Source organism: Pigmentiphaga kullae (genome assembly GCF_004216695.1).
GTDB classification, from domain to species: Bacteria; Pseudomonadota; Gammaproteobacteria; order Burkholderiales; family Burkholderiaceae_B; genus Pigmentiphaga; species Pigmentiphaga kullae.
In genome coordinates this window covers 26,259-53,214 of record NZ_SGXC01000002.1, presented here as the reverse complement: position 1 = coordinate 53,214, position 26,956 = coordinate 26,259, and the positions used below count along the sequence as shown (strand labels likewise).

The window sequence follows — 26,956 nt, the reverse complement described above, 5'->3', positions numbered from 1 at the left end:
AAGTTCAGGCGGCCGAGGCGGAAGGACGCCGCTCGCTGCCGAAGTGCTGCAGGACGTTCATCGCGGAATTGGCCGCATGGCTGTGCATGGCCAGCGCCGCGGCGTCGCCGTCGTGCTCGAGCAGGGCCTTGACCAGGGCTTCGTACTCGACGTGGGAATGCTGCAGCCGGTTCTCGGCCACGAAGAAGCCCTGCGCGCGGAACGGCGCCAGCCGCTGGCGCAGCCCCAGCGCGATTTCCTGCAAGGTCTTGTTGCGCGCACCCGCATAGATCAGCGCGTGGAATTCCTCGTTCAGGGCGGCATAGGCCTGGGAATCCCCGCGCGCCACCGCATCGGCCGCCTGCTGGTGAATGAATTCGATCCGCTTGCGGTCGCTGGGTGCCGCCCGCAGCGCGCACAGCTTGGCGCACAGCGCCTCGACCTCGCCGGAGGCCTCGAACAGGCCATCGAGGTCGGACTCGGCCATGACCGCCACGGAGAAACCTCGCCGCGGCAAATACTCGACCAGCCGGGTCGATGCCAGTTGGCGCAGCGCGTCCCTGACCGGGCTGCGCGAAACGTTGAAGCGGGTGGCGATGGATTGTTCGTCCAGGCGTTCGCCAGGCTGGAAGCGGCCGCGCACGATTTCTTCGGCCAGTTGATCCGCCACGGTCTGCGAAAGCGTCTTGCCGGGTCCTTTGTCCGTCATCTGGGAACCTTGTGCGAGGATGGTATCGATACGGAAATTGTCTACAAAAACAACCTACCGCATACAATCTTAGCACCGACGACGAGAGAAAAGGGGCTGCGCGGCAGCCCCCTTCTTCCCCTCCGATCCCCAGGCCACGTCAGTGTACCGGCGCACCCTCCTGGAACCAGCGCGCCAGCAGGGCCCGCTCGTCGTCGGTCATGCCCGTGGCGTTGTTCAGCGGCATGGTCTTCTGCACCACGGCCTGCTGGTAGATCGCCTGCGCGTGCGATTTGAGCAACTCGGGGGTTTGCAGCTGTATGCCCTTGTTCGCGAGCTGGGCGTTGTGGCACGCCAGGCACCGCTGCGCCACGACCTGCCGGACCTGTCCGATGTCCTGGGCGCCCAGCGGCGCCGACGGCGCGGCGGCCTTGTCCAAGCCGGGCGGCGCGATCGCCACGGCCACGCCCAACAACAGCGCGATGCCCGCCGCCGGATACCAGGGGTTGGTGATGCCCCTGTGGCGCAGCACGAAGAACTGGCGGATCAGGGCGCCCGCCAGCATCATGGCGATCAGCACCACCCAGTTGTGGGGGGCGGAATAGACCATGCTGTAGTGGTTCGACAGCATGGCGAACAGCACCGGCAGCGTGAAGTAGGTGTTGTGGACGCTGCGCTGCTTGCCCAGCTTGCCGTGGATGGGATCGACCGGCTCGCCCGCGCGCATGGCGGCGACGACCTTGCGCTGCCCCGGAATGATGACCATGAGCACGTTGGCGCTCATGATGGTGGCGATCATGGCCCCCACGATCAGGAAGGCCGCGCGCCCAGCGAACAAATGACAGGCCAGCCACGCGGAGGCCGCCACGAACAGCGCCACCGCGATGCCGACCTTGCGGTCCGCGCGCTCGTCGGTGCCCGCGACGCGGCAGATGATGTCGTACACCAGCCAGCCCACCACCAGGAAGCACAGCGCCGCCACCACCGCGGCCACGGGGCCCCAGTCGAACACGCTGCGGTCGATCAGATAGGTCCGGGCGTTGAACAGGTACAGCGCCACCAGCAGCGCGAAGCCCGACATCCAGGTGGAATAGCTTTCCCAGTAGAACCAGTGCAGGTGCTCGGGCAGGCGCTTGGGGGCGACGAGGTACTTCTGCGGATTGTAGAAGCCGCCGCCGTGCACGGCCCAGAGTTCGCCCGATACGCCCTTCTCGATCAGTTCGGGATCCTGCGGTTTCATCAGGCTGTTGTCGAGCCAGACGAAGTAGAACGAAGATCCGATCCAGGCGATGCCGGTGATGATGTGCAGCCAACGCAGCAGCAGATTGGCCCAATCAAGGATGTAGGCTTCCATGCCCTTCCTGCCAGAGACCAATGCTCACCACTGCGGGCGCTGTGAGCAGAACGGGTCGCGCCAGATGCGAAGCGCCGCGGCGACCGTACAATCAACGGGGGCCTGACGGCCCCCGCTTGTTACGGTTTGCATCTTCACCCGACGCGCCGCGGCTTGTCAATATCGTCCGCCGGCGCCCCGTGGACCCTGGGAATGGATCTTGCGACCCTCGCGCGCCGGGCTTGTACAGGAGGTACGCGATGATGTTCGTCTCCCGCCTTCGGCTGTTCGCCGTGTGCGCGACCACGGCCGGCGCACTGGCCGCCGGTTGTTCCCACTCCAGCGACCCGCTGGCCTACACCCGCAACGAATTCGCCCGCACCGACACCTACTCGCGCGGCTATCCGAAGGCGCCGGAAATGGTGTGCGAGGCCGGCAAGCGTTCGCTGCTGAGCCAGGGGTACACGCTGGCCGACGCGGGCCCGCGCTCGCTGGAAGGACACAAACAGTTCCAGAGCGGCGACAACTACAAGGAGATCACCTTCCGTCTGGTCTGCGAACCCGACCATGGCGGGACCACGCGGTCGATCGCCTTCGTCAACGCGGTCGAATCGACCTTCGCGCTGAAGAAGACCAACAACTCGGCCAGTGTCGGCGTCGGACTGCTGGGCTCCGTGTCCATGCCCTTCACTTCGTCGGACGACTCCATGGTCAAGACCGGCAGCGAGACCATCGCCTCGGACGACTTCTACAGCCGCTTCTTCGCGCTGCTGGAACAGTACATGCCATCCACCGCGCCGGCGCCGCAGGGCGAAGCCGCTGCGCCGGCCCCCAAGACGCCCGAGGGACAGCCCCGGTCCCCCTAGAGGCAGGCGGCCATCCGCTAGAATGGACGAGATGCTCCAGAACGGAGCCCCACGCCCGGAGACGAGTCCATGGATCGCCCTGTCGCCCCGCCCCAGCTGGCGGATTCCCGTCTTTTCAGAAACCAGGCCTACATAGGCGGCGCATGGGTGGACGCCCGTGACGGCGCCACTTTCGCGGTCGACAATCCGGCCGACGGCGGGACGCTGGCCCGCGTCGCCGACCTGGACGGCTCGCAGGCCGAGGAAGCCATCGCCGCGGCCCAGGCGGCGTTCGGTCCGTGGCGCGCCCGCACCGCCAAGGACCGCGCCGCCATCCTGCGGCGCTGGTTCGAACTGATCCTGGCGCATGCCGACGACCTGGCCGCGCTGATGACGCTGGAACAGGGCAAGCCGCTGGCCGAGGCCAAGGGCGAGGTCGCCTATGCCGCCTCGTTCGTCGAGTGGTTCGCCGAACAGGGCAAACGCATCGCCGGCGACACGCTGGCGCCGGTGGCCGCCGGCACGCGGATGCTGGTGCTGCGCGAGCCCATAGGCGTGTGCGCGGCCATCACGCCATGGAATTTCCCGCTGGCCATGATCACCCGCAAGGCCGGTCCCGCGCTGGCCGCGGGCTGCACCATGGTGCTCAAGCCCGCCGAGCAAACCCCGCTGTCCGCGCTGGCCCTGGCGGAACTGGCGCACCGCGCCGGCCTGCCCGCGGGCGTGCTGAACATCGTGACGGCCGACAGCGAACGCTCCATCGCCGCCGGCAAGGCGCTGTGCGCGAGCCCGGTGGTGCGCAAGCTCACCTTCACCGGCTCCACGCCGGTGGGCCGCATCCTGATGCAGCAAAGCGCGCCCACCATCAAGAAGCTATCGCTGGAGCTGGGCGGCCTGGCCCCCTTCATCGTCTTTGAAGACGCCGACCTGGACGCCGCCGTGGACGGTGCCATCGCCTCCAAGTACCGCAACGCCGGACAGACCTGCGTCTGCACCAACCGCTTCTACGTGCACGACAGCATCTACGATGCCTTCGTGCGCAAGCTGGCCGAGCGTACCGGCGGCCTGAAGGTGGGCAGCGGCTTCGACGCCGGCGTCGCCCAGGGCCCCCTGATCGACGAGGCCGCCATCGCCAAGGTCGACCAGCACGTGCAGGACGCCGTGGGCAAGGGCGCGCGGATCCTGGCGGGCGGCAAGCGACATGCGCTGGGCGGCCGCTTCTACGAACCCACGGTGCTGGCCGACGTGTCCGAGGATATGCTGTGCATGCGCGAGGAAACCTTCGGGCCGGTCGCTCCCGTGGTCCGTTTCCGCGACGAGGCCGACGTCATCCGCCTGGCCAACGACACCGAGTTCGGGCTCGCCTCGTACTTCTACAGCCGCGACATCGGCCGCATCTTCCGCGTGGCCGAGGCGCTGGAATACGGCATGGTCGGCGTCAACACCGGCCTGATCTCGAACGAGGTCGCCCCCTTCGGCGGCGTCAAGCAGTCGGGCCTGGGCCGCGAAGGTTCGGTCTACGGCATCGACGATTACCTCGAGATGAAGTACGTGTGCCTGGGCGGGATATGAGCGCGCCCGCCCGGCCGCCCGAAGGGCGCGCGGCCTCCCTCGGGCAGGATGTCGCGGAGCGACAGGAGGGTAGTCCAGCGAGCGTGCACGCCACGGTCCGGCCGGCGCGGCCGCAGGACGTCGCGCCCATCCTCGCCCTGATGCGCGGACTGGCGGAATACGAGAACCTGACCCATCTGTTCCTGGCCCGCGACGAGGACCTGCGGGACGCCTTGTTCGGGCCGCATCCGGCCGCGGAATGCCTGGTGGCGGACGTGGAAGGCGGCGTGGTGGGCTACGCCCTCTTCTTCCACAATTACTCCACCTTCCTCGGCCGCCGGGGCCTGTACCTGGAGGATCTCTACGTGCACCCCGACCAGCGGGGCCGGGGGCTGGGCAAGCGGTTGCTGCGCGCCCTGGCCGCGCTGGCGGTCGAGCGCCGCTGCGGCCGCTTCGAGTGGAGCGTGCTGGACTGGAACCAGCCCGCCATCGATTTCTACCAGGCCATGGGCGCCGACGTGCTGCCCGAGTGGCGCATCGTGCGCGTCACCGGCGAGGCCCTGGCGCGGCTGGGGTCCAAGGCCGGCTAGACCCGGAACATCCCCACCATCCGGTCCAGCCGCTCGGCCATCTCGCGCATTTCCTCGGCCGACCGGGCCGTCTCGCCCATGGCGGCCGTGGTTTCCTCGACCATCTGGGCAATGCTCTCGACCTGCTGAGCGATCGAGGTGCTGGCCGCCGATTGCTCCTTGGTCGCGTGCGCCACTTCGCGCACGCGCTCGAGCGAGGTGTCCGCGCTGGAGCTGATTTCGCGCAGCGACACCGCCACTTCGTCCGCTAGGCTGGTGCCCTCGGCCACCATGGGCAGGATGTGCTCCATCGTCACGGTGGATTCGGCCGTCTCGCGCTGGACCGCGCTGACCATTTCCTCGATCTCCACCGTGGCCGACGACGTGCGCTCGGCCAGCTTGCGGACCTCGTCCGCCACCACGCTGAAGCCCCGGCCCTGCTCGCCGGCCCGGGCGGCCTCGATGGCCGCGTTCAGGGCCAGCAGGTTGGTCTGGCCGGCGATCTCCTTGATCGAGGCGGCGATGGAGTTGATCTGCACCGCCCTTTCCTCCAGGCCGCGGATCTTGTGCGAGGCCTCGCCCACCGCGCTGGCGATGCGCTTCATGCTTTCGGCCGCGCTCATGACGCGGGTCTCGCCATCGCGGCATTTCTCGGCCACGCCCTCGGAATTGTGCTGGGTCTGGCTGGCCGCATCGGAGATGTGGGCCACCGACACCGTCAGTTCCTCGACCGCCGCAGCCATCGACGACGTTGCGTCGCTCTGCTGGACCGCCGCGGTGGAGACCTGGTTCACCGATTCGGCGATGCGATGGGCGTCGCGCTTCATGGTGGCCGCTTCCTCGCGGACGCGCGAGATCAGGTTGCGCACGGACTCCGACATCCTGGCGAAGCCGTCCAGCAGGCTGCCCGGCTCGGCATCCGGCAGCTTCTGGCTGAGATCGCCGCCGGCGGCGCGGCGCATGATGTCGAGCACGGCACGCGGCTCGCCGCCGATCTGGCGGATGACGCCGCGGGCGATGAGGCCGCTGGCCAGCAGCAGGACCACCGCCAGCACCAGCGCCGTGCCGATGCCGGTGACGAGCTGGCGCGAGATGACCTCGTCCAGGTCGTCGATGTACACGCCGGTGCCGATCACCCAGTTCCAGGGCTGGAAATGCTTATAGATGTTCAGCTTGGGCACGGGTTCCGTTTCGCCGGGCCGGGCGAACAGGATGCGCATGGTGCTCTGCCCGCCCCCTTCGCGCATGGCGGCCAGGCGCTCCTGCATGGCCACGCCCGGATCGCGCTTGTCGCCCGAGCGGGTGATGGCGTTGGAGCCGGCCAGCGCGGGATTGCCGCCGTTCATCACGATGACGCCCTGCTCGTCGGTGACGAAGATGTATTCGGTCTTGCCGTTGCTGCCGCCGTAGCGAAAACCCTGCAGCGCGGCCTTGGCGGCTTCCTGGGCCTGCTGCTGGGTCAACTGGCCCTTCTGCTGCAGTTCCTGGAAGTGATTGACGATCCCCCAGGCCCCCTGGGCGACGGTCAGGATCTCCGATTTCTTGGCCTCGAGCAGCAATTGCCGCTCGTTGTAGACGGACCCCCCCTGGACCGCCAGCAGCAGCACCACCGCCAGGGCCACCAGCGCCGCCAGCCGGCCCTTCAGCGACGACCGGGCCGTCAGGGAAGCCGGGACGGGACGTGTCTCGCCGCCGGAAAAACCACTCGTGTCATGCATTACCGCGCTCATTCGATCCCCTTGCACGCGACCCGCCGGGGCATGGCGCCCCGGCGCGGCGACGAAAACTCACTCAAGCCATTAACGGCATGCCCGGCGGGATCTGTATGGCGGAACACGGAGCCGGGCCAGCCGACAAACATGAAAAAAGGGAGCTTACGCTCCCCTTTTCCCTGGCCTTGCCGACGGCCCGTCAGGCGGCTTCGCGGCTGGCGCGCTTGCGGTCGTGCTCTTTCAGGTGCAACTTGCGCAGCCGGATGTTCTTGGGCGTGATCTCGACCAGTTCGTCGTCGGCGATGAACTCCACCGCGTACTCCAGCGTCAGCTGGATGGGCGGGACCAGGCGCACGGCCTCGTCCGTGCCCGAGGCACGGACGTTGGTCAGCTGCTTGCCCTTGATCGGGTTGACCACCAGATCGTTGTCGCGGCTGTGGATGCCGATGATCATGCCTTCGTACAGGGCCTCGCCGGGCGAGACGAACATGCGGCCGCGATCCTGCAGCTTCCACAGCGCGTAGGCCACGGCATCGCCGTCTTCCTGGCTGATCAGCACGCCATTGTGGCGCTCGCCCAGGGTGCCGTCGCGCACCGGCGCGTATTCATCGAACACGTGGCTGATCAGGCCGGTGCCGCGCGTCAGCGTCATGAACTCGCCCTGGAAGCCGATCAGGCCGCGGGCGGGAATGCGGTATTCCAGGCGGGTGCGGCCCTTGCCGTCCGAGGCCATGTCCAGCAGTTCGCCCTTGCGGCGGCCCAGCTCTTCCATGACCGAACCCTGGTGGCCGTCCTCGACGTCCACCGTCAGCAGTTCGAACGGCTCGCACTTGACGCCGTCGATGTCCTTGAAGACCACGCGCGGGCGCGAGACGGCCAGTTCGTAGCCTTCGCGGCGCATATTCTCCAGCAGGATGGTCAGGTGCAGTTCGCCCCGGCCCGACACCTCGAACACGGTGTCGTCGCCGGTATCGCGCACGCGCAGCGCCACGTTGGACTTGAGTTCGCGGTCCAGGCGGTCGCGCAGTTGGCGGCTGGTCACGAACTTGCCTTCGCGGCCGGCCAGCGGCGAGGTGTTCACGCAGAAGTTCATGGTCAGCGTCGGCTCGTCGACCTTGATCATGGGCAGCGCCTCGGGCGCCTCGGGCGCGCACACCGTGCAGCCGATGCCCAGTTCGTCGATACCGTTGATCAGGACGATGTCGCCGGCCTGCGCCTCGGGAACGATCTCGCGCTCCAGGCCACGGAACTTCAGCACCTGGTTGACGCGGCCCTTGATGGGGTTGCCTTCGGGACCGAACTTGATCACCACGTCCTGCAGCGGACGCACGCGCCCGCGGGTGATGCGGCCCACGCCGATCTTGCCGACGTAGCTGGAATAGTCCAGCGACACGATCTGCAGTTGCAGCGGACCGTCGGCATCGTCGTTGCGCACCGGCACCTTGTCCAGGATCACGTCGAACAGCGGCTTCATGTCGCCGCTGCGCACTTCCTCGGTCAGGCCCGCGTAGCCGTTCAGGCCCGACGCGTAGACCACCGGGAAATCGAGCTGCTCTTCGCTGGCGCCCAGCTTGTCGAACAGGTCGAAGGTCTGGTTGATGACCCAGTCCGGACGGGCGCCCGGGCGGTCGATCTTGTTGATCACGACGATGGGCTTGAGGCCCAGGGCCAGCGCCTTGCGGGTCACGAAGCGGGTCTGGGGCATCGGGCCCTCGACCGCGTCGACCAGCAGCAGCACGCCGTCCACCATGGACAGCACCCGCTCGACCTCGCCGCCGAAGTCGGCGTGCCCCGGGGTATCCACGATGTTGATGTGCGTGCCTTCGTATTCCACCGCGCAGTTCTTGGCCAGGATCGTGATGCCACGCTCCTTCTCGATGTCGTTCGAGTCCATGACCCGTTCGGCTATCTGCTCGTTCTCGCGGAAGGTGCCGGCCTGCCGCAGCAGCTGGTCCACCAGGGTCGTCTTGCCATGGTCCACGTGGGCGATGATCGCCACGTTGCGCAATGCGCGTGTCATGTCGTTTCCTTGAATGAAATCAATCTGTCGGGCTGCAGCCAGCCGTCCTCGCAGCGAGCCGTTCCCAGGAATCCACCGTCCGGTCCGGCAACCCGGACCTTGCCTGCATCTGTCTCGGCGGCCGCCGTGCCGGTTGCCTCGCCGGCGGCCATTCTTTCCTTGCGTCCCTGCATGAAGCGCCCGGCCGCCGCGGCATCCAGCCGCACGACCGGCAGGTCGGCCAGCAGCGACTCCATCGGCAGCAGCGCGCCGGCCGGATCGGCCAGGGCTTCCAGCCGCTCCAGCGTCCAGGCCTGGGCCAGGTCGAACCCCGCCGTGCGCGTGCGCCGCAGCGCCGTCAGGTGCGCGCCGCATCCCAGCGCCCGGCCGACGTCCTGCGCCAGCGTGCGGACGTAGGTGCCCTTGCTGCACGCCACGTCTATCGTCGCCGACCGTCCGGACAGCGACAACAGCCGCAGCCCGTGGATCGTGACCTGCCTGGGCTCGCGCTCGAGCTCGACGCCCTCGCGCGCATATTCGTACAAGGGCCTGCCGTCGCGCTTGAGCGCCGAATACATGGGCGGCACCTGCGAAATCCTGCCGACGAAGCGTGACAACACATCGAGCATCCGCGTCTCGTCCACGGCAGCCTCGGGATCCTGGCCGGGGAAGCCGACCGGCACCCCGGTACGGTCGCCGCTGTCGGTTTCCTCGCCCAGCGCCAGCGTGGCGGTATAGCTCTTGTCCGCGTCGAACATCCCGCCGGAGAACTTGGTCGCCTCGCCGAAGCACAGCACCATCAATCCTGTCGCGAACGGATCCAGCGTCCCGGTATGCCCCGCCTTGCGCGCATCCAGTATGCGCCGGGCGCGCTGCAAGGCATGATTGCTGGACAAGCCCTCGGGTTTGTCCAGCAACAACACACCATCCAGCGCACGCCCGCGTCGGGAAGCCATCGCAATCGTCGGAAAAAAAGGACGCGGCGCGGCTTACGCGCGGTCGTCGTCAGGAGCGGACGGTTCTGCCGGCGCGATACCCTCGCGCTCGTCCTGGCCGGTATGGCCGGATTCGGTCAGTTCGTCGGCCAGGACGCCCGGCGTGTTGGCCTGGGCGATCAGCCGGTTCATTTCCATGCCGCGCGACATCTGGCGGTCGTGGAAGAAATGCAGCGTGGGAACGGTGTGGATGTGCAGCCGCTTGAACAACAGCGAATGCAGCCAGCCCGCCTTCTCGTTCAGCGCGGTTTCGGCCTCGGACGGCTCGGCGCCCATGACGGTGAAATACACCTTGGCATGGGCGTAGTCGGGCGTCAGGTCCACGCCCGTAAGCGTGACCAGACCGGCGCGGGCCGTATCGACCTCGCGCTGGATCATCTCGGCCAGGTCCTTCTGGATCTGGTCGGCGAGCCGCTGGTTGCGGCCGCCGGGGAGCTTCTTCTGCCTGTGACGACTCATCTGCCTGCACGTGCCCCTTACAGGGTACGCGCCACTTCCTTCACTTCGAACACCTCGAGCTGGTCGCCGATCGCGATGTCGTTGTTGTTGCGCAGCGTGATACCGCAATCGAAGCCGGATTTGACCTCGCGCACGTCGTCCTTGAAGCGGCGCAGCGAATCGACCTCGCCGGTCCACTGGACCACGTTGTTGCGCAGCAGGCGGACCTGCGAATTGCGGCGGACCACGCCGTCGAGCACCATGCAGCCCGCGATGTTGCCGATGCGGGACACGTTGTAGACCTCGCGGATCTCGACCAGGCCGATGACCTCCTCGCGCTTCTCGGGGGCCAGCATGCCCGACATGGCCGACTTCACGTCATCCACGGCGTCGTAGATGATGTTGTAGTAGCGCACGTCGATGCCGTTGTTCTCGGCCAGCTTCTTGGCGCTGGCATCGGCCCGCACGTTGAAGCCGATGACGACCGCCTTCGAGGCGATGGCCAGGTTGATGTCGCTTTCCGACACGCCGCCGACCGCCGCGTGCACGACCTGCACGCGCACCTCGTCGGTGGACAGCTTGGTCAGCGCCTGGACCAGCGCTTCCTGCGAACCCTGGACGTCGGTCTTGACGATGAGCGCCAGCGTCTGCACGCCCTCGCCCATGTTGTCGAACAGCGACTCGAGCTTGGCTGCCTGCTGGCGGGCCAGCTTGACGTCGCGGAACTTGCCCTGGCGGAACAGCGCGATCTCGCGCGCCTTGCGCTCGTCGCTCAGCACCATCAGTTCGTCGCCGGCGGCCGGGACCTCGGTCAGGCCCTGGATCTCGACCGGGATGGACGGACCGGCTTCGGCGATCGGCTTGCCCACCTCGTCCAGCATCGCGCGCACCCGGCCGAAGCTCGCGCCGGCCAGTACCGCGTCGCCACGCTTGAGCGTGCCGCTCTGGACCAGGATGGTCGCGACCGGGCCGCGGCCCTTGTCCAGCTTGGCTTCGATGACCAGGCCCTTGGCCGGCGCGTCGACCGGCGCCTTCAGTTCCAGGACTTCGGCCTGCAGCAGCACCTGCTCGAGCAGCTCGTCGATGCCTGCGCCGGTCTTGGCCGACACGGGCACGAAGGGCGAATCGCCGCCGTATTCTTCCGGCACGACTTCCTCGGCCACCAGTTCCTGCTTGACGCGGTCGGGGTTGCTTTCGGGTTTGTCGATCTTGTTGATCGCCACGACGATGGGCACGCCCGCCGCCTTGGCATGGTGGATGGCTTCCTTGGTCTGGGGCATGACGCCGTCGTCGGCCGCCACCACCAGGATCACGATGTCCGTGGCCTGGGCGCCGCGCGCCCGCATGGCCGTGAACGCCTCGTGGCCCGGGGTATCCAGGAAGGTGACCACGCCACGCTCGGTTTCCACGTGGTAGGCGCCGATGTGTTGCGTGATCCCGCCCGCTTCGCCCGAGGCGACCTTGGCGCGGCGGATGTAGTCCAGCAGCGAGGTCTTGCCGTGGTCGACGTGGCCCATGACGGTCACGACCGGCGCGCGCGGCATTTCCACGGCGTCCGTGGCCGGCGCCTGGTCCAGGAAGGCCTCGGGGTCGTCCAGCTTGGCCGCGATCGCGGTGTGGCCGAGTTCCTCGACCACGATCATCGCCGTTTCCTGGTCCAGAACCTGGTTGATGGTGACCATCTGGCCCATCTTCATCAGGACCTTGATGACCTCGGCCGCCTTGACCGCCATCTTGTGGGCCAGGTCGGCCACCGAAATGGTCTCGGGCACGTGCACTTCGCGCACGATGTTCTCGACCACCTGCTGCGCCTTCTGGTCCTGGTGGCGGTTGCGGCCACCGCGGCCACCGCCGCGCCAACCGTCGCGGCTCGCGCCGGCGGTCGCGTCGCCGCGGGTCTTCAGGCCCTTCTTGCGCGAGGCATCGTCGGACCAGGTCGAGGCGACGGCCCCGGCCTTCAGGACCTTCTTGCCCGGCGCGGCCTTGTTGTCGTCCTTCTTGGCGGCCGGCGCGGCGGCAGCCTTGTTGTCCTGGCCTGCGGCGGCCTTCGCGGCCGGCTTGTGCAGCGTGCCGGCGATCGGCGCCGTCGGGGCGGCAGCCGGCGCGGGCGCCGGTTGCGGGGCATGCAGGACCTTGTTGCGCGGACGGCTCAGCATCTCGCGCAGCGCGGCGGCCTCGGCCTCGGCGGCACGGCGCGCCTTGTCGCGCGCTTCCGCGGCCTTGGCATCGGCCTTGCGCATTTCATCCGCCTTCTTGCGGGCTTCTTCGGCCTTGACGCGCGCCGCCTCGGCGCTCGTCGCAGCCTGGCTTGCTACGACATCGCTCACTGCAGCCCCTCCCTCGGGCACGGCAGGGTGGGTAGATTGGGCTGCTGCCGCCTCGGCGGCGGCGCGCTTGGCTTTCTCGGCTTCGGCCGCGGCTTCCTCGGCTTCCCTGGCCGCGCGCTCGGCGGCCAGGCGGGCCTGTTCCTCGGCTTCGCGCAGGCGCGCTTCGGCCTCGCGGCGTTCGCGTTCCTCGGCTTCGGCGCGCTCGCGTTCCTGCGCCTCCTGGCGCTCGCGCTCGAGGCGCTCGGCTTCCCGGGCCTCGGCTTCCACCTGGCTGGTGCGAACCTCGTCCTCGGGGCGGGCCTGGCCGGCTTCCAGTTCGGCGCCGTCGCCGGCGTCGCGCTTGATGAAGACGCGCTTCTTGCGCACCTCGACCTGGATCGTGCGGGCCTTGCCGGTGGCATCGGCCTGCTTGATCTCGGAGGTCTGCTTGCGGGTGACCGTGATCTTCTTGCGGTCCTCGGACGCACCATGGGCACGGCGCAACGATTCGAGCAGTTGTGCCTTGTCGCTTTCGGTGACGGTATCGTCGACCGACTTGATGCTTACACCCGCGGCGCGCAGCTGCTCCAGCAGTACGTTGGCGGGCAATTTCAGCTCGGTTGCGAACTGGGCGACAGTGTTACTCGACATTCGTTTCTCTTCCCCGGTGTGGCTGATCGACGGTATGGGCAAACTCAAGCCTGCTCGAACCAGTGCGCGCGCGCACGGACGATGAGCTGCTTGGCCTGCTCTTCATCGATGCCGGTCAACTCGATCAGTTCGTCGACGGACAGGTCCGCCAGGTCGTCGCGCGTAAGCACCTGGCCTTCCGCCAGCTTGGCGGCCAGCTCGGGCGTCACGCCTTCCAGACTCAGCAGATCCTGCGCGGTCTCGACCCGTTCTTCCTGCGCGATGGCCTCGGTCAGCAAGGCATTGCGGGCACGATTGCGCAGTTCGTTGATCGTGTCCTCGTCGAAGGCTTCGATCTCCAGCAGTTCCTGGATCGGCACGTAGGCGATTTCCTCCAGGCCCGTGAAGCCTTCCTCGATCAGGATGTCGGCCACTTCCTGGTCGACGTCCAGCTTGGACATGAAGGTTTCGCGCAGGGAGCTGTGCTCCTGCTCCTGCTTGGCCTGGCTTTCGTCAGGCGTCATGATGTTGATCTGCCAGCCGGTCAGCTCGGACGCCAGGCGCACGTTCTGGCCGCTGCGGCCGATGGCGATCGCCAGGTTGTCCTCGTCGACCACCACGTCCATGGCATGGCGGTCTTCGTCGACCACGATGGACTGGACGTTGGCCGGCGCCAGCGCGCCGATCACGAACTGCGCAGGATCCTCGGACCATAGCACGATATCGACCTGCTCGCCGCCCAACTCGTTGCGCACCGCCTGCACGCGCGAACCGCGCATGCCGACGCAGGTGCCGATCGGGTCGATGCGGCGATCGTGGGCGACCACGGCGATCTTGGCGCGCACGCCGGGATCCCGGGCCGCGCCCTTGAGTTCGAGCAGGCCCTGCTCGATCTCGGGCACTTCGTTCTCGAACAGCTGGGCGATGAACAGCGGCGTGGCGCGCGACAGGATGATCTGCTGGCCGCGGGCCTGGCGGTCGATGCCCTTCAGGTAGGCGCGCACGCGGTCGCCCACGCGCAGGTTTTCCTTCGGGATCATTTCCGAACGCGGCAGGCGCGCCTCGACCTTGCCGATCTCGACGATGGCGTCGCCCTTGTCCATGCGCTTGATGGTGCCGGACACGATGGACTCGCCGCGCTCCAGGAAGTCGTTCAGCAGCTGTTCGCGCTCGGCGTCGCGGATCCGCTGCAGGATGACCTGCTTGGCGGCCTGGGCGCCGATGCGGCCGAACTCGATGGGTTCGAGCGGCTCTTCGACGTAGTCGTCCAGTTCGATGTTGGGGACGACTTCGCGCGCTTCCGACAGCAGCGTCTGCTGGTCGGGCATCTGCAGGCCGGCCTCGTCGGGCACGACCAGCCAGCGGCGGAACGCCTCATGGTCGCCCGTCTCGCGGTCGATTGCGACACGAATGTCGACATCCTCTTTGTAGAGCTTCTTCATGGCGGAGGCCAGCGCGCTCTCGAGAGCACCGAACACCACGTCGCGCGTGACGTTCTTCTCGCGCGCCAGCGCGTCCACCAACAACAGAATCTCGCGGCTCATCGCTTTTTGCCCCTGAAATTCAGAACCGGATCCAGCTTGGCCCGCTCGATCTCGTCGAGCGTGAACCGCAGTACCTGGATATCCCCTTCCTTTGCTTCGAATTCGATGCCGAACGTCTCGGGTTCGGCGCCCTTGTCCGCCCCATCCGCCCGTACGGCCGGATCGGCGTCCGGCACGACCAGCGTGCCGGCGAAAACCTTGCGTCCCTCGAACGGCAGGCGCAGCTTGATCTGCGCGCGCTCGCCGGCGAACCGGGCGAAGTCCCTGGCGGTGCGCAGCGGACGGTCGGTGCCCGGCGACCCGACTTCCAGTCGCGCGTAGTCGATGTTCTCGACCTCGTAGACCCGCGACAGCTGACGGGAGACCGCTTCGCAGTCCTCGATGCGCACCCCGCCTTCGCGATCTATCGTGACACGCAGCAGCCCCTGCCCGGCGCGTTCCACGTCGACCAGTTCAACCCCCAGGCCCGCCAGGGATTGCTCGGTAAGCTGAAAAAGATCTGCCATGCCTCGTTATGCGCCCTCGTTCGTGAACGGCATGCCTGGCATGCCGCCGTGTATCGGCCGTGGCCCGTCGCCCGGCACAGGCCGGGGATCCGACGGACACGAACCGGAAAACCAAAAAAAAATGGGCTGCACGGCCCAGCCCATTTTGCGACATCGTCCGGATTGCGCGCTTACGCGCCGCATGATCCGAACGACCGCCTGTTCTGTTGTCGGAGGACTCAACCGGGGACCAGCCTTTGGGCACGAATGCCGCAAGCCGCCTTTCAACCGGAGAACCCTCCTGCCCTATACACACCAGCCGCCCACTGAAACATCGGGGGGACAGCCATCGCGCAAGGTGGAGACCGGCTCGAAAAGTGCCCTGTTCGCGCACTGAACCCTAAACGCGGTGTCTAGCCTGTAGATGGTAAGCCAAATCGACCATTTTTTCAAGTCAATGGCCACCGCGCCACAGGAGCCGGCCTAACCGCGCCCCCGGCGTGCCCGTCCGTTCGCCCCGCCCAGGAATCCCAGGTGGGATTCGTGCGCCGAGGCGCCACGGGGCTGGCGCTCCTCGCCCGTACCACGTCCGGCGCCCTTGCCCGCCTTCGGACCGTTGCCGCCATTGCCCCCCTTGGCGGGCCGGCCGCGCTGGGCCCGGCCGCCGGCACCTGCGCCGGCCTCGGACTTGCGGCCCTCGGGCCGGCCTCCCGGGCGGCCCGGGCCTTTCTTCCCGTGCTTGCGCCCGCCGGGTCCCCCGGCGCGCTCGCCGCCGCCGTGAGGGTGTCCGTTGGGCAGCCCACCCGCGAAGCTCTGGCCCGTGCCATACGGGTCGGAGGGAAAGCTTTGCGCCACGCCCGGCATCGCGGCCTTGCCGCCCTGGATGCGGCCCTTGCGGCCGACGCGGGCGCCGTGCATGCCGTTCTGCTCCAGCGTACCGAAGCCCGGCGGCAGCGCCGCCTCGTGCGACACGGGCTGCGCGCTGCGCCGGCCCCGGCGGCCGCCTTCCTCGTCGTCCGCGCGGACCAGGCCCAGCTGGACCTGCAGGGCGGTCACCAGCGAGGGATCGAGCTCTTCCCACCGCCCACGGCGCAGGCCGCGCGGCAGGGACACATCGCCGAAACGGGTGCGCAGCAGGCGGCTCACCACCACGCCCTGCGACTCGAACATGCGCCGCACTTCGCGGTTGCGGCCTTCCTGCAGCGTGACGCGATACCAGCGGTTGCTGCCGTCGCCGCCCAGGTAGTCCAGGGAGCCGAACGCGGCCATGCCGTCGTCCAGCTGCACGCCTTCGACCAGCGCCCGGCGCTGCTCGTCGGTCATCTCGCCCAGCACGCGCACGGCATACTCGCGTTCCTGCCCGTAGCGGGGATGCATGAGGCGGTTGGCCAGGTCGCCGGAAGTCGTGAAGATCAGCAGGCCTTCGGTATTCAGGTCCAGGCGGCCGATGGACAGCCACTTGCCGTTCTTGATCTTGGGCAGCCGCGAGAACACCGTCGCGCGGCCCTCGGGGTCGTCCTGGGTGACGATCTCGCCCGCGGGCTTGTGGTAGAGCACGACCCGCGGCGGACGCGTGGTGTGGCGCCGCTGCACCAGCTTGCCATTGACGCGGACCTGGTCGTTGGGCGCCACGCGCTGGCCGATGTGGGCGGGTTCGCCGTTGACCGACACGCGGCCGGCCACGATCAGCTCTTCCATTTCCCGCCGCGAGCCGATGCCGGCGTCGGCCAGCACCTTGTGCAGCTTGGGCATGACGGCCTCGCTGGACAGGTACTTGCCCAGGCGGCGCTTGAGGTCGGGAGCCTTGTCGAGGAAGGACAGCGCCTGGTCGGCCTCTTTCTCGGCCGCGCGCAGTTCCTCGGGACTCGGCTCGGGCAGCGCCAGCTGGGCGCCTTCGGCATCGGCCTGGACTCCCGCCTCGCGGCGCTTCTGGCCGCCGCGCCGCTGCTGTTGCGGCTTGGGACCCTTGCCCCCCCGGGGGCCCTTGGCGTCCTGGGATCCCTTCGCTTCGCGCGGCTTGCGCCGCGGCGGCTTGGCTTCGGCGGGGAACAAGGTGGCCTGCTCGCCTTCGGCGGCAGGCGCTTCGGCGGGGGCGCCGCCCTCCGGCGCGGCTTCATCGGCCGGCCTGCGGCGGCGGAAAGGCGTACGCAAATTGCGCCGGCCCCGGGCCTTTTCCTGCGCGGGCGCACCGGACTCCAACGGAGCGGACGCCTCCACGCTTTCGGCGGGAGGCATATCGTGCGTGGTTTCGTTCATGTATGGTCTTGGTTGCTTGTCTTCGTAACCGAGGACTCCTCGTCCTCGACGCCAGGCGCCGGCTCGGCGTCGGGCGCTTGCATATCGGTTTCCTCGTGGCCGGCGGGTTCGTCCGCGACGGCCTCGGCGGCGATGTCCTCGTCCGCCCAGGTGTCGCCGGGTTCGGCGCCCTCGGCAACGACGGCGTCCTCGACCACCTGCACTTCTTCGACGACCGCCGTTTCATCGACGACCGCCACTTCTTCGATGGGAGCAGCCTCGTCAATGACGACCGCCTCGGCGGCCGCGTCGTCATTGGCGGCGGCATCGGCTTCGACCGGGATGTCCTGCTCGGCCCCTTCTACCGCCAGGGACAGGTCCCCTGACCCGTCCAATCCGCTCAGCGCGGCGACGGACTCGGCCGACTCCAGCGGCGGCAGCTCGTCCAGCGCCTTCAGCCCCAGGTCGTCCAGGAAATGGCGCGTGGTGCCGAACAGCGCCGGCCGGCCGGGCGCGTCGCGATGGCCGATGACCTCGATCCAGCCACGATCCTCGAGGGTCTTGATGACCTGCGAGGACACGGTCACGCCGCGGATTTCCTCGATGTCGCCGCGCGTGACGGGCTGCCTGTAGGCCACGATCGCCAGCGTTTCCATGACGGCGCGCGAATACTTCGGCGGCCGCTCGGGATTGAGGCGTTCGAGATAGGGCCGCATGGCGGGCCGGCTCTGGAACCGCCAGCCGCTGGCCAGCGCAACGAGCTCGATGCCGCGCTCGGCCCATGACTGGTGTATGTCCTGCAACAGGCCGCGTAGCGTATCGTTGCCGACCTCGTCGGCGAACAGCTTGCGCAGTTCCGACAATTGCAACGGTTCCTGCGCGCACAAGAGCGCAGTCTCCAGCACGAGCCTTGCCTCGCTGGTGTTCATGAGCGTGTGATCAAACGGGCGTAATCCGTATGGTTCCCAATACGGGTTCTGATTCTTAGAGCATGTGGCCTGGACGACCGGCCCGACCTTCAGGGCGAGCTGGCGGAGTTCTACGTTATGCTGAACCGGCCTGTGATGATGCGGGAGCGTTTGGGAGCCGGGTTCGTGACCACCGGCAAGACCGGCCGCGCCTTGTCGGCGCGGGCGCAAGCCCCTGCAGCGGTTCTTAGTGTAGCGTCTGCACGCGCTTGTCACAAGCCTCCGGGCAAACCGGCCCCGCACGATCAACCCTGGCCCTCCACCCCATGCCTGCCTCCCGACTCTGGAACTCCGCCTATTTCCTCCTCATCACCACCGTGCTGTTCTGGTCGGGCAACTTCATCGTGGGACGCGCGGCGGGCGGCACCGTTCCGCCCGTCGCGCTGGCCTTCTGGCGCTGGGCCGGCGGCACGCTGATCCTGCTGGTGCTGACGCGCCGGCATTGGCGGGCCGACCTGCCGGTCATCAGGCGGCACGTGCCCATCCTGCTCCTGCTGTCGCTGCTGGGCATAGCCGGCTTCAACACGCTGGTCTACATCGGCCTGCGCGAGACGTCCGCGGTCAACGCGCTGCTGATGCAGTCGGCCATCCCCATGGTGACGCTGCTGTTCTCGTTCCTGCTGCTGGGCCAGCGCGCCACCCTGGCCCAGATGGCCGGCGTGGCCATTTCCCTGGCGGGCATCGCCGCCATCGCCACCCGCGGCCGGCCGCAGGACCTGCTGGCCTTCGCGCTCAATCCCGGCGACGCCTGGATCGTCGCCGCGGTCGCGGTCTGGGGCCTGTACACCACCCTGCTGGCCCGCCGCCCGGCCATCCACCCGCTCAGCCTGCTGACCGTCACCTTCCTGATGGGCACGCTGATGCTGCTGCCCCTGTACCTGTACGAGCATGCGCAGGGCGCGCGCATCGAAACCGGCCTGCCCAGCACGCTGGCCATCGCCTACGTGATCCTGCTGCCCGGCATCGTCGCCAATTTCTTCTACAACCGCGGCGTGGAACTGATAGGCGCGGGGCCCGCCAGCCTGTTCATCCACCTGATGCCGGTCTTCGGCACGCTGCTGGCGGTCGTGTTCCTGGGCGAGCGGGTCCATCCCTTCCACCTGGCGGGCATCGGCCTCATCGCGAGCGGCATCGTGCTGGCGACGGCCGCGCGCAGGCGGGCCGCGGCGCGGCCATCGTCGTGATGAAAAAGAACCGGCGCCAGGCCGGCGGCTAGGCGCGGAAGTCGCCCGTGCCCAGTTGGACGATTCCGCTGGTGGGCGTGCCGAGAGTTTCCGCCGCCGCGGTCAGGATCTCGTGCCGGCCCCGGTGGAAAGCGGCCAGCAGCGCGTCGGCGGACGCGTCCGAGGCGCCGAAGTGCTCGCGCAGCACATCGGCGGAAATTTCGAACTCCTGGGATTTGCGGCCCTCGAACCGGGCGGTGAAGCGAACGGCGCCGTCCAGCACGGCGGGCCGGACTTCTCTGGCAAGCTCCGTGGTCATAAGCCTGTCTCCGATAGTCTGAACCAGCGGTCGTCCCCAGGCCCTGGCGGCGACCGATTCGCGCATCGCGATCCTTGACTCTAGGCCCAATGGCCGCGCGCGTCCACTGCGCTCCGGGTAATGCGATGCATAAGCCCCACCCCGCCTGCGGGCTGCGGCGCAACGTTTCGTTGCATGAGCCGCGCGCGCCCGGCACAATCGCGGCTTTGCCGGATCGGCATGTCGCGCTTGTCAAGGAAATCCGCATGGCCATGCTGGGTCTGAGGGGTAAATCGCTGCTGGCACTCCTGTTCGCCTGCGCCGTGGCACTGGTGCCGGCGGCACTGCTGGCCTGGCAGGGCATCAATGCCGTGCGCGAGTATTTCGGCGTTGCCTACGCCCGCAACCACACGCTGCTGAGCGAGCAGAAGCTGCTGGCCCCGGTCATGCGCGAACTGGCGCTGGCCCAGCGCATGGCCAGCTCGACCCTGACCCTGGACTGGATGCGCGACCCGGCCAATCCCGACAAACGCAGCCGCTTCTTCCGGGAAGCCCGCGGCTACCAGCACGATTTCCGCGACCATTCCTATTTCGTCATCGACGGCACGCCGTCCTACTATTACAACGACGACAAGGGTCCCACGGTCGAAACGCCCCGCTACACACTGAAACGTTCCGAACCCAAGGACGCGTGGTTCTTTTCGACCATGCAGGACAGCGCGCCCTACGACCTGCAGATCGACGTCAACCACGTCCTGGGCGTGACCAAGTTCTGGTTCAACGTGCAGGTGCGCGACGGCGAGGAACGGCTGGGCATGATAGGCACGGGCCTGGACCTGACCACCTTCCTGAAGGGCTTCATGGAGGGCGTGGAGCCGGGCGTGACCACCATCATCTTCGACCGCCAGGGCAACATCCAGGTCCACCCCGACGCCACCCGCATCGCCTTCAAATCCATGACCGCCGAGGAAACCGCCCAGCGCACGGTCCAGGGGCTGGTGGCCCGCGATGCCGAGCGCACCCGGCTGCAGCAGGCCATGGCCGACGCCCTGGCCACCCCCGGCAACGCCATTCCGCTGTTCGCCACGCTGAACGGCGCGAAGTCGGCCGTCGCGCTGGTCTATCTGCCCGAGCTGCGGTGGTACGTCCTGACGTCGGTGGACCTGGGCATCGCCCGCATCGTCAACTACCAGTGGCTGGTGCCGGCGCTGCTGGCGCTGGCCGCCGTGCTGTTCCTGCTGCTCCTGGGCTTCGGCTACGCGGTCGACCGGCTGATGCTGGCGCCCCTGCGCCGGCTGCAGCACACGGCCCAGGCGATTTCGGCCGGCCGCTACGACGTCACCCTGCCCGAAGGCGGCAGCGACGAAATCGGCGAACTGAGCCGGGCCTTCGGGGTCATGGCCGAGAAAGTCCGCTCGCATACCGCCGAGCTGGAACAGCGGGTGCGCGAGCGCACCCAGGCGCTGGAAGAAGCCAACGAGCGCATGGCCGCCACCCACAAGACCATCGACGACTCCATCGACTACGCCAGCCTGATCCAGCGCGCGATCCTGCCCGACCGGCAGCTGGTGCAGTCCCTGGGGCGGCACCATTTCGTGCTGTGGAAGCCCCGCGACGTGGTGGGCGGCGATTTCTACGTGTTCCGGGCCGATGGCGACAACTGCCTGCTGGGCGTGGTCGATTGCGCCGGCCACGGCGTGGCGGGCGCGCTGATGACCATGCTGGCCCGCGCCGCCATCGACCACGCCATTTCCGAGGCCGGTCCGGGCGATCCCGCGGCCATCCTGACCCGCACCGACGCGGCCATGCGGGCCATGCTGAGCGACGCCGAACTGCCGCGCGCCCTGGCCACCAACATGGACGCGGCCCTGGTCTACGTGGACCGGCATGCTGGACAGTTGCGCTTCGCCGGCGCGAAAATGACGCTCTACGCCAGCAGCGGCGACGCCGTCGAGGAATACAAGGGCGCCCGCCGCGCCCTGGGGGAAAAGCGCGTCGGGGAATATGCCAACGTCACGCTGCCCCTGGCCGATCGCACGTTCTACCTCGTCACCGATGGCCTGCTGGACCAATCCGGAGGGGAACATGGCTTCAGTTTCGGAAATCGCCGCCTGGTCGACCTGCTGCAGTCGGTGGCCGGGCTCCCGCTCGACCAGCAGGCCCACGCCGTCACCCAGGCATTGGTAGACTACCAGGGCCGCCAACCGCAGCGCGACGATATCACCGTCTTGTCATTCAAGTTCGAGCAGGCCAACCTTAGCGCGGAGTCATGATGGATTCGATCGACCTTTTCGCCATGCGCGAAAGCTTCACCCGCGACCGCATCATGCTGTGTTTCAACGGCCCCATCTCGCGCAGCCTGATCGAGGAAATCGGCAATGCGCTGCGCAACTACCTGCAGGCGGAGCAGGTGCAGCCCTCGGCGGCCATGGACGTTTTCGGCGCATACATCGAAATGACGCAGAACATCCGGCACTATGCCAGCGCCCAGGGCTATGCCGAGCACGAAGCGATGGCCACCGTCATCGTGGCCAACAAGGAAGACGGCCGCCACGTCGTGTCGGCCGGGAATGTGGTGGAAATCGCCGACGGCCATTCGCTGCTCGAACGGATCAACATCCTGGCCCGGCAGGACAAGGCCCAGCTCAAGGCCAGCTACAAGGAACAACTGCGCAAGCCACGCGACGCGGGGGCCAGCAGCGGCTCGGGGCTGGGCCTGATCGACATCGCCCGCAAGGCCAGCGAGCCGCTCAGCGCCTCGCTGCAGGAAATCGACGCGGGCCGGGCGTTCTTCAGCCTGAGCGCCGTCATCTAGCAAACGAGTACCAGCATCATGAGCAACCTCACGATTACAGGCAGCCAGTCCACCCCCGCCATTTCCGGCGACTGGGACGCCGGCGTCCTGACCATGACCGGCGATTCCTACCCGGAAAACTCCTTCGACCTGTTCAACCAGGTGATCGACTGGGTCGAACGCTTCCTGGCCGAGGCCAGGCGTCCGCTGTCGCTGGAGCTGCACCTGCTCTACCTGAACACCAGCAGCGTCCGCGCCATCATGGACGTCTTCGACCTGCTGGAGGACGCGCATGGCGGCGGCCACCCGGTTTCGGTCAACTGGCATTACGATAGGCGTAACGAACGGGTGGCCGAACTGGCCGAGGAATTCAAGGAAGACTGCAGTTTTCCTTTTGCCATCGTCGCCCACGACTGACCTTCACGACCATGAAACGCGACATCGAGGACCTCGGCCGGCGCATCGAGCAGTTGCTGGCCCAGCCGGAGTACCAGGACCACCCGCTGCGCGCGGCCCTGGACGAAATCTGGCGCGCCTTCCTCGACCAGACGACCCGGCTCGATCGGGTCACCCACATCTCCGACGGCTACCAGACCCTGGCCAAGGAGCGCGAGAACGACCTGGACGAGCGCTTCCAGAAACAATTGCGCAAACTGGAGAAGCTGGCCCGCATCTCCGACCACTACCAACGCATGATGCAGGACCTGAACGTCGCCCTGAGCGACGCCTCCAACCGCGACGTCCTGACCGGCCTGGCCAACCGCCGGCACCTGATGCACCGGCTGAAGGAAGAAAGCCAGCGCGCGTCGCGCTCGGGCCAGCCGTACACCATCGCCATGCTGGACATCGACCACTTCAAGCGCATCAACGATACGCTCGGACATGCCGCCGGCGACCGCGCCCTGATCGAAGTGGGCCGCATCCTGCAAAGCTCTCTGCGCGAGTACGACCTGTGCGGGCGCTGGGGCGGCGAGGAATTCATGATGATCATGCCCGGCACCACCCTGGTGTCGGCGCAGGCGCTGTCGCAGCGGGTCTGCACGCGCATCCGCGAACACGCCGGCGCGCCGGACGTCGGCCAATCCATCAGCGCCAGCGTGGGCATCAGCGCCTATCGCCACGGCGAACACTATTCCGACACCGTCGAGCGGGCGGACGCGGCCTTGCTCGAGGCCAAGCGCCGGGGCCGCGACTGCATCGTGCTGTCCGAGGTCTGAGGCCCCGCCTGGTCCACGCCAGACGCTGAAATAGGACGATGGGGCCCGAGCCTCTATAATCGTCCCGCGGTCCGCCCGGACGGCACCGCAAAGCCGGACACCACGATCCGGCAGAGCTGGAGGAGGCTCAGTTTCAACGGGCCATCGATGCACATCCAGCCTTTTCTCCTCTTTCCCGCTCTTCGCCACCCCGCCTCGCGCAGCTTCGCGCTGAGGCTGGCCGCCGCCTCGATACTGGCCATGGCGGCCGCGACCGCCTTCTCCATCGCCAACCCCTGGTGGGCGGCCATGGCCGTCTGGATGATCGGCCAACCCACGCGCGGACTGCTGCTCGAGCGCAGCCTGATGCAGTTGCTCGGTACACTGGCCGGAGCCCTGGCTGCCGTCGGGCTGACCGCGCTGACAGGCGGCGCCCCGGCCCTGCTGCTGACCGCGCTGTGCGTATGGATGGGGCTGTGCTGCGGCGCCAGCAATCTGCTGCGGCACCAGCGCGCCTACGGCGCGGCCCTGTGCGGACTGACCACCGCCGTCATCGTCGTGCTGACGGCCGGCACGCCGCTCGACACGGCCGCCTTCGCGGCGGCGCGCATGCTCGACAATCTGATAGGTATCGCCGCCTCGCTGCTCGTCATCGCGTTGTGGAACCCGCCCTCTCCCGCGACCGCCCTGCTGGAGAAGACCCGCGACCTGCTCTGCGCGACGCTGGGCCATGCCGCCCGCCTGCTCGGGCCTGGCGGGCTTCCCGACACTCCGTCACGCGAGCGCAAGCTCGTAGCGGCGCTGGCCGGACTGGAGGCCACCGCCGAGGACACGACGGCCGGCTCGCTGTCCCAGCGGCGCCGGCTCAAACCCATGCGCGGCCTGCTGGCGGGACTGCTCGACCTGATCGCCATCATGCCGGCGCTGCGACTGCACGCGCAGGCGCTGGCCCCGAACCACGCGGAAGACCTGGAGCAGTTGCGGGCCAGCCTGGACGACTTGGCCGAGACCATCCAGGCCGGACGCGGATCCTCGCTGGCCATCGTCCGCACAGCGACCCGCCGCCTGCGCGGCGCCGATCCGCTGTTCGACACCTGCCTGGACGAATTCGAACAGGCGCTGGCGGCCATCACCGCGAGCTACCGGAACATGGCGGCAACGCTGCCGGAGCCCGCCCCCTCGTCCACCGCCGCCCATGCGGACATCGCCGGCGTGCGCATCGCCGCGTGGCGCGGCGTGGCCATCTCGGCGCTCGCGGCGGGAGCATGGCTGGCATCCGGTTGGGAACCCCTGCGCTACTTCATGCTGGGCGCATGCATCTTCACCGCCTTGTTTGCCTCGGTCGACGAACCGGTGCCGCTCATGCGGCGCGTATTGGCCGGTGCCTCCGCGGCCGCAGTCGCGGCCTTCGTCTGGCGCGTGGGCGTCGCACCCGTCGTACCCCACCCCTGGCTGTCGCTGGCCCTGGCCTCGCCCCTCATCCTGGCCGCCGCCACGGCCCAGGCGCATCGCGGCACGGCCTTCATCGGCCTGGCCTTCAACATGCTGTTCGCGGTGCTGGCGCAGCCCGTCAATGCCGAGCCCGCCGAACCGATGGCACTGCTCACGGTCGAACTCATGCTGCTGGCCGGCATCGCCTGCAGCTACGCCGCCTACCGGTGGCTGATCCCGATGACCACCCTGCGCCGCCGCCGACACATCCATCGCGCCATCCGCGCCGAGATCGCCGCCATCGCGCAGCGGGCAGGCACGCCCACGCGCGCGGCGCGCCACCTGGCCCGCCTGCGCTTCCTGATCCTGGCACTGATCGCGCGCTCCGGCACGGAAGCCCCCACCGCCGACGGCGCGCTGGCGGCACTGTCCTTGGGCCACGCGCTGGCGCGCATGGGCCATTTGCTCGACCGGCGGCCCGAGGCGCCGGAAGCGCCATGGATAGGCCTGGCCCTGCACGCCATGAGCAAACCGCTGGCCACGCCGCACGATGCCGGCGCAACACTGCGCAACTACGCCAACCGGGCCCGTGCGGCGGCCACCTGCGCCGCCGTGCCCGCCGCGTGCTGGCTGGAGGAAGCCGCGGAGCACCTGGCCGGGCACACGGCATTCTTCCGCGCGCAGCCTGCACCGGCATGGGCGCAGCGGATCGCGGATCTTTCTTCTTCGCGTGCAGGGGAAGACGGAGAACGCGCGTGAAGGCACCTTCCCATGCTCCAGTTTGCATTGGAAAGATGACAGGGATATAATCTTTTTCTCAGACGCGGGGTGGAGCAGTCTGGCAGCTCGTCGGGCTCATAACCCGAAGGTCACAGGTTCAAATCCTGTCCCCGCAACCAAATAGAAAACGGCCTCGATCGCATTGCGACGAGGCCGTTTTGCTTTGCATCCCTCAACCAAACGCGCCCTCGGCGTCGATATCCTCCGCTGCGTGCGGGGCAGCTCTTTGCCCGCGCCACGCCGCCTCCGGCCGACGATCTCTTTCACCTGCTTGTTAACGCACCGACAAGCTCAGCTCTCGCCCTAGGCTGGCAAGCGCGGCAGCAATGGTATCGATCTTGGTGGCATGGCCCAGGTCCATGATGCGGGTGACTTCCTGCTTGCGCGTTCCCAGCCGGCGCGCCAGTTCCACCGGCGCTACGTCCTGGCGGACCATTTCGTTGAGCAACAGGACCTTTGCCCACAGGCTGGCAGGTAGTTCAACCAGGACCTCACCGGCCTGGGCCTTGGACGGCAGGGGTACGGCCCGCCGATCCTCGAAATAGAAGTCCATGGCCGTGCGCAATGCATCGGCCGCTGCAGCCTCGGCTTCCTCGCGGGTATCCGCAGCCGTCAGAGCTTCGGGGATGTCGCGGAACGACACCATGAAAACGTTGCCATCCGGTTCGATTCGAGCGGCGTAGCGCATCTGATTACCTCTTTGCGTTTGCGTTCGGTGGTGCGGTGAAATGCGTTTGGGAAGTCCCTTGCGGCCCCTCAATTACTTGATCCCCAGTTGCTTGAGAATCGCCTTTCTCAGCCCTTCCCCAAGCTCCTGGCTTGGGTGCCTTGGCAGAGTGGTCTGCTTGCCCTGGTAGTACACCTTTGTGTGACCGGCGCCTTCCTTGAAGGTGGCGCCCTGGGCAGCTAACCATCGCCGGAACTCGTTAACTTTCCCCTCATCCCCGCGTTTGTCGATCTATGACAAGAGTAAACAAAAAAGATTACATGGTCAGCAAAAAAGATGACCAATGGTCG

Annotated in this window: 23 protein-coding genes and 1 tRNA gene; 10 read left to right on the top strand and 14 right to left on the bottom strand. The window is 67.8% G+C overall.

Going from position 1 to position 26,956, the window contains the following annotated elements; genetic code table 11:
* Positions 1 to 4: 4 nt before the first annotated feature.
* Both EV675_RS14465 and EV675_RS14460 read right to left on the bottom strand, forming a co-directional pair.
* Positions 5 to 688, bottom strand: a complete 684-nt coding sequence (locus EV675_RS14465) for a GntR family transcriptional regulator (RefSeq protein ID WP_130358065.1) — start codon at positions 686 to 688, stop codon at positions 5 to 7.
* 139 nt (positions 689 to 827) lie between these two features.
* On the bottom strand, positions 828 to 2,021 hold the full coding sequence (locus EV675_RS14460; RefSeq protein ID WP_130358064.1) for a urate hydroxylase PuuD: 1,194 nt from the start codon (positions 2,019 to 2,021) through the stop codon (positions 828 to 830).
* A gap of 239 nt (positions 2,022 to 2,260) precedes the next feature.
* On the opposite strand from EV675_RS14460, the gene EV675_RS14455 reads away from it, so the two are divergent.
* The 3 genes from EV675_RS14455 (at position 2,261) to EV675_RS14445 (ending at position 4,986) form a co-directional block, all read left to right on the top strand.
* Positions 2,261 to 2,866, top strand: a complete 606-nt coding sequence (locus EV675_RS14455) for a DUF2242 domain-containing protein (protein ID WP_165404614.1) — start codon at positions 2,261 to 2,263, stop codon at positions 2,864 to 2,866.
* A 69-nt stretch (positions 2,867 to 2,935) separates the two neighbouring features.
* Positions 2,936 to 4,417: an NAD-dependent succinate-semialdehyde dehydrogenase gene (locus EV675_RS14450; protein WP_130358062.1), complete on the top strand. Its 1,482-nt coding sequence runs from the start codon at positions 2,936 to 2,938 to the stop codon at positions 4,415 to 4,417.
* 140 nt (positions 4,418 to 4,557) lie between these two features.
* Positions 4,558 to 4,986 carry a GNAT family N-acetyltransferase gene (locus tag EV675_RS14445; RefSeq protein WP_242621548.1) on the top strand — a complete coding sequence of 143 codons (429 nt, stop codon included), beginning with the start codon at positions 4,558 to 4,560 and terminating at the stop codon, positions 4,984 to 4,986.
* Here EV675_RS14445 and EV675_RS14440 read toward each other — a convergent pair.
* The 9 genes from EV675_RS14440 to scpB all read right to left on the bottom strand — a co-directional run bounded on the left by EV675_RS14440 (position 4,983) and on the right by scpB (position 18,238).
* Complete coding sequence (locus EV675_RS14440) at positions 4,983 to 6,683, bottom strand: methyl-accepting chemotaxis protein (RefSeq protein WP_130358060.1); 1,701 nt, start codon at positions 6,681 to 6,683, stop codon at positions 4,983 to 4,985. The two genes, EV675_RS14445 and EV675_RS14440, sit on opposite strands and share 4 nt — an antisense overlap.
* Before the next feature lie 193 nt (positions 6,684 to 6,876).
* On the bottom strand, positions 6,877 to 8,697 hold the full coding sequence (gene typA / locus EV675_RS14435) for a translational GTPase TypA (RefSeq protein WP_130358059.1): 1,821 nt from the start codon (positions 8,695 to 8,697) through the stop codon (positions 6,877 to 6,879).
* Entirely contained in the window at positions 8,694 to 9,632 is a 939-nt protein-coding gene (truB, locus tag EV675_RS14430; RefSeq protein ID WP_130358058.1) for a tRNA pseudouridine(55) synthase TruB, read from the bottom strand. Before truB ends, typA begins: the two co-directional genes overlap by 4 nt.
* 33 nt (positions 9,633 to 9,665) lie before the next feature.
* Positions 9,666 to 10,130: a 30S ribosome-binding factor RbfA gene (gene rbfA, locus EV675_RS14425; protein ID WP_130358057.1), complete on the bottom strand. Its 465-nt coding sequence runs from the start codon at positions 10,128 to 10,130 to the stop codon at positions 9,666 to 9,668.
* 17 nt (positions 10,131 to 10,147) lie between these two features.
* Positions 10,148 to 13,066, bottom strand: a complete 2,919-nt coding sequence (gene infB, locus EV675_RS14420; RefSeq protein WP_130358056.1) for a translation initiation factor IF-2 — start codon at positions 13,064 to 13,066, stop codon at positions 10,148 to 10,150.
* A 44-nt stretch (positions 13,067 to 13,110) separates the two neighbouring features.
* Positions 13,111 to 14,589: a transcription termination factor NusA gene (gene nusA / locus EV675_RS14415; RefSeq protein WP_130358055.1), complete on the bottom strand. Its 1,479-nt coding sequence runs from the start codon at positions 14,587 to 14,589 to the stop codon at positions 13,111 to 13,113.
* Positions 14,586 to 15,095 (bottom strand): ribosome maturation factor RimP, encoded by a 510-nt coding sequence (gene rimP, locus EV675_RS14410; RefSeq protein WP_130358054.1) that lies wholly within the window; start codon positions 15,093 to 15,095, stop codon positions 14,586 to 14,588. Before rimP ends, nusA begins: the two co-directional genes overlap by 4 nt.
* Before the next feature lie 462 nt (positions 15,096 to 15,557).
* Entirely contained in the window at positions 15,558 to 17,330 is a 1,773-nt protein-coding gene (rluB, locus tag EV675_RS14405; protein WP_242621450.1) for a 23S rRNA pseudouridine(2605) synthase RluB, read from the bottom strand.
* Positions 17,327 to 18,238 carry an SMC-Scp complex subunit ScpB gene (gene scpB / locus EV675_RS14400; RefSeq protein WP_130358053.1) on the bottom strand — a complete coding sequence of 304 codons (912 nt, stop codon included), beginning with the start codon at positions 18,236 to 18,238 and terminating at the stop codon, positions 17,327 to 17,329. The genes rluB and scpB overlap by 4 nt, the downstream gene beginning before the upstream one ends.
* A 305-nt stretch (positions 18,239 to 18,543) precedes the next feature.
* On the opposite strand from scpB, the gene EV675_RS14395 reads away from it, so the two are divergent.
* A complete protein-coding gene (locus EV675_RS14395) occupies positions 18,544 to 19,461 on the top strand; it encodes a DMT family transporter (RefSeq protein WP_130358052.1) in 918 nt (305 codons plus the stop codon).
* 28 nt (positions 19,462 to 19,489) lie between these two features.
* On the opposite strand, the gene EV675_RS14390 is transcribed toward EV675_RS14395, so the two are convergent.
* Positions 19,490 to 19,759 carry a DUF1488 family protein gene (locus EV675_RS14390; protein ID WP_130358051.1) on the bottom strand — a complete coding sequence of 90 codons (270 nt, stop codon included), beginning with the start codon at positions 19,757 to 19,759 and terminating at the stop codon, positions 19,490 to 19,492.
* A 245-nt stretch (positions 19,760 to 20,004) separates the two neighbouring features.
* Here EV675_RS14390 and siaA point away from each other — a divergent pair, with 245 nt between their 5' ends.
* The 6 genes from siaA to EV675_RS14360 all read left to right on the top strand — a co-directional run bounded on the left by siaA (position 20,005) and on the right by EV675_RS14360 (position 26,058).
* Positions 20,005 to 22,011 carry a biofilm regulation protein phosphatase SiaA gene (siaA, locus tag EV675_RS14385; protein WP_130358050.1) on the top strand — a complete coding sequence of 669 codons (2,007 nt, stop codon included), beginning with the start codon at positions 20,005 to 20,007 and terminating at the stop codon, positions 22,009 to 22,011.
* Positions 22,011 to 22,553 carry a biofilm regulation protein kinase SiaB gene (siaB, locus tag EV675_RS14380; RefSeq protein WP_130358049.1) on the top strand — a complete coding sequence of 181 codons (543 nt, stop codon included), beginning with the start codon at positions 22,011 to 22,013 and terminating at the stop codon, positions 22,551 to 22,553. The genes siaA and siaB overlap by 1 nt, the downstream gene beginning before the upstream one ends.
* Positions 22,554 to 22,571: 18 nt before the next feature.
* A complete protein-coding gene (gene siaC, locus EV675_RS14375) occupies positions 22,572 to 22,949 on the top strand; it encodes a biofilm regulation phosphoprotein SiaC (protein ID WP_130358048.1) in 378 nt (125 codons plus the stop codon).
* An 11-nt stretch (positions 22,950 to 22,960) separates the two neighbouring features.
* Complete coding sequence (siaD, locus tag EV675_RS14370; RefSeq protein ID WP_130358047.1) at positions 22,961 to 23,749, top strand: biofilm regulation diguanylate cyclase SiaD; 789 nt, start codon at positions 22,961 to 22,963, stop codon at positions 23,747 to 23,749.
* Between the two features lie 147 nt (positions 23,750 to 23,896).
* Entirely contained in the window at positions 23,897 to 25,918 is a 2,022-nt protein-coding gene (locus EV675_RS14365; protein ID WP_130358046.1) for an FUSC family protein, read from the top strand.
* A 63-nt stretch (positions 25,919 to 25,981) separates the two neighbouring features.
* Positions 25,982 to 26,058 (top strand) — tRNA-Met (locus EV675_RS14360).
* 155 nt (positions 26,059 to 26,213) lie between these two features.
* On the opposite strand, the gene EV675_RS14355 is transcribed toward EV675_RS14360, so the two are convergent.
* Together EV675_RS14355 and EV675_RS14350 are read right to left on the bottom strand one after the other, a co-directional pair.
* Positions 26,214 to 26,627 (bottom strand): type II toxin-antitoxin system HicB family antitoxin, encoded by a 414-nt coding sequence (locus tag EV675_RS14355; RefSeq protein WP_124689985.1) that lies wholly within the window; start codon positions 26,625 to 26,627, stop codon positions 26,214 to 26,216.
* 72 nt (positions 26,628 to 26,699) lie between these two features.
* Complete coding sequence (locus tag EV675_RS14350) at positions 26,700 to 26,897, bottom strand: type II toxin-antitoxin system HicA family toxin (protein WP_130360091.1); 198 nt, start codon at positions 26,895 to 26,897, stop codon at positions 26,700 to 26,702.
* Positions 26,898 to 26,956: the final 59 nt, after the last annotated feature.

Coding starts and splice junctions, on each gene's coding strand:
- infB (WP_130358056.1), bottom strand. CDS start 13,066: ATGTCGAGTAACACTGTCGCCCAGTTCGCAACCGAGCTGAAATTGCCC.
- EV675_RS14390 (WP_130358051.1), bottom strand. CDS start 19,759: ATGACCACGGAGCTTGCCAGAGAAGTCCGGCCCGCCGTGCTGGACGGC.
- EV675_RS14365 (WP_130358046.1), top strand. CDS start 23,897: ATGCACATCCAGCCTTTTCTCCTCTTTCCCGCTCTTCGCCACCCCGCC.
- rimP (WP_130358054.1), bottom strand. CDS start 15,095: ATGGCAGATCTTTTTCAGCTTACCGAGCAATCCCTGGCGGGCCTGGGG.
- scpB (WP_130358053.1), bottom strand. CDS start 18,238: ATGAACACCAGCGAGGCAAGGCTCGTGCTGGAGACTGCGCTCTTGTGC.
- siaA (WP_130358050.1), top strand. CDS start 20,005: ATGGCCATGCTGGGTCTGAGGGGTAAATCGCTGCTGGCACTCCTGTTC.
- siaC (WP_130358048.1), top strand. CDS start 22,572: ATGAGCAACCTCACGATTACAGGCAGCCAGTCCACCCCCGCCATTTCC.
- EV675_RS14465 (WP_130358065.1), bottom strand. CDS start 688: ATGACGGACAAAGGACCCGGCAAGACGCTTTCGCAGACCGTGGCGGAT.
- EV675_RS14355 (WP_124689985.1), bottom strand. CDS start 26,627: ATGCGCTACGCCGCTCGAATCGAACCGGATGGCAACGTTTTCATGGTG.
- siaD (WP_130358047.1), top strand. CDS start 22,961: ATGAAACGCGACATCGAGGACCTCGGCCGGCGCATCGAGCAGTTGCTG.
- truB (WP_130358058.1), bottom strand. CDS start 9,632: ATGGCTTCCCGACGCGGGCGTGCGCTGGATGGTGTGTTGTTGCTGGAC.
- nusA (WP_130358055.1), bottom strand. CDS start 14,589: ATGAGCCGCGAGATTCTGTTGTTGGTGGACGCGCTGGCGCGCGAGAAG.
- EV675_RS14395 (WP_130358052.1), top strand. CDS start 18,544: ATGCCTGCCTCCCGACTCTGGAACTCCGCCTATTTCCTCCTCATCACC.
- siaB (WP_130358049.1), top strand. CDS start 22,011: ATGGATTCGATCGACCTTTTCGCCATGCGCGAAAGCTTCACCCGCGAC.
- rluB (WP_242621450.1), bottom strand. CDS start 17,330: ATGAACGAAACCACGCACGATATGCCTCCCGCCGAAAGCGTGGAGGCG.
- EV675_RS14440 (WP_130358060.1), bottom strand. CDS start 6,683: ATGCATGACACGAGTGGTTTTTCCGGCGGCGAGACACGTCCCGTCCCG.
- rbfA (WP_130358057.1), bottom strand. CDS start 10,130: ATGAGTCGTCACAGGCAGAAGAAGCTCCCCGGCGGCCGCAACCAGCGG.
- EV675_RS14450 (WP_130358062.1), top strand. CDS start 2,936: ATGGATCGCCCTGTCGCCCCGCCCCAGCTGGCGGATTCCCGTCTTTTC.
- EV675_RS14455 (WP_165404614.1), top strand. CDS start 2,261: ATGATGTTCGTCTCCCGCCTTCGGCTGTTCGCCGTGTGCGCGACCACG.
- typA (WP_130358059.1), bottom strand. CDS start 8,697: ATGACACGCGCATTGCGCAACGTGGCGATCATCGCCCACGTGGACCAT.
- EV675_RS14445 (WP_242621548.1), top strand. CDS start 4,558: ATGCGCGGACTGGCGGAATACGAGAACCTGACCCATCTGTTCCTGGCC.
- EV675_RS14460 (WP_130358064.1), bottom strand. CDS start 2,021: ATGGAAGCCTACATCCTTGATTGGGCCAATCTGCTGCTGCGTTGGCTG.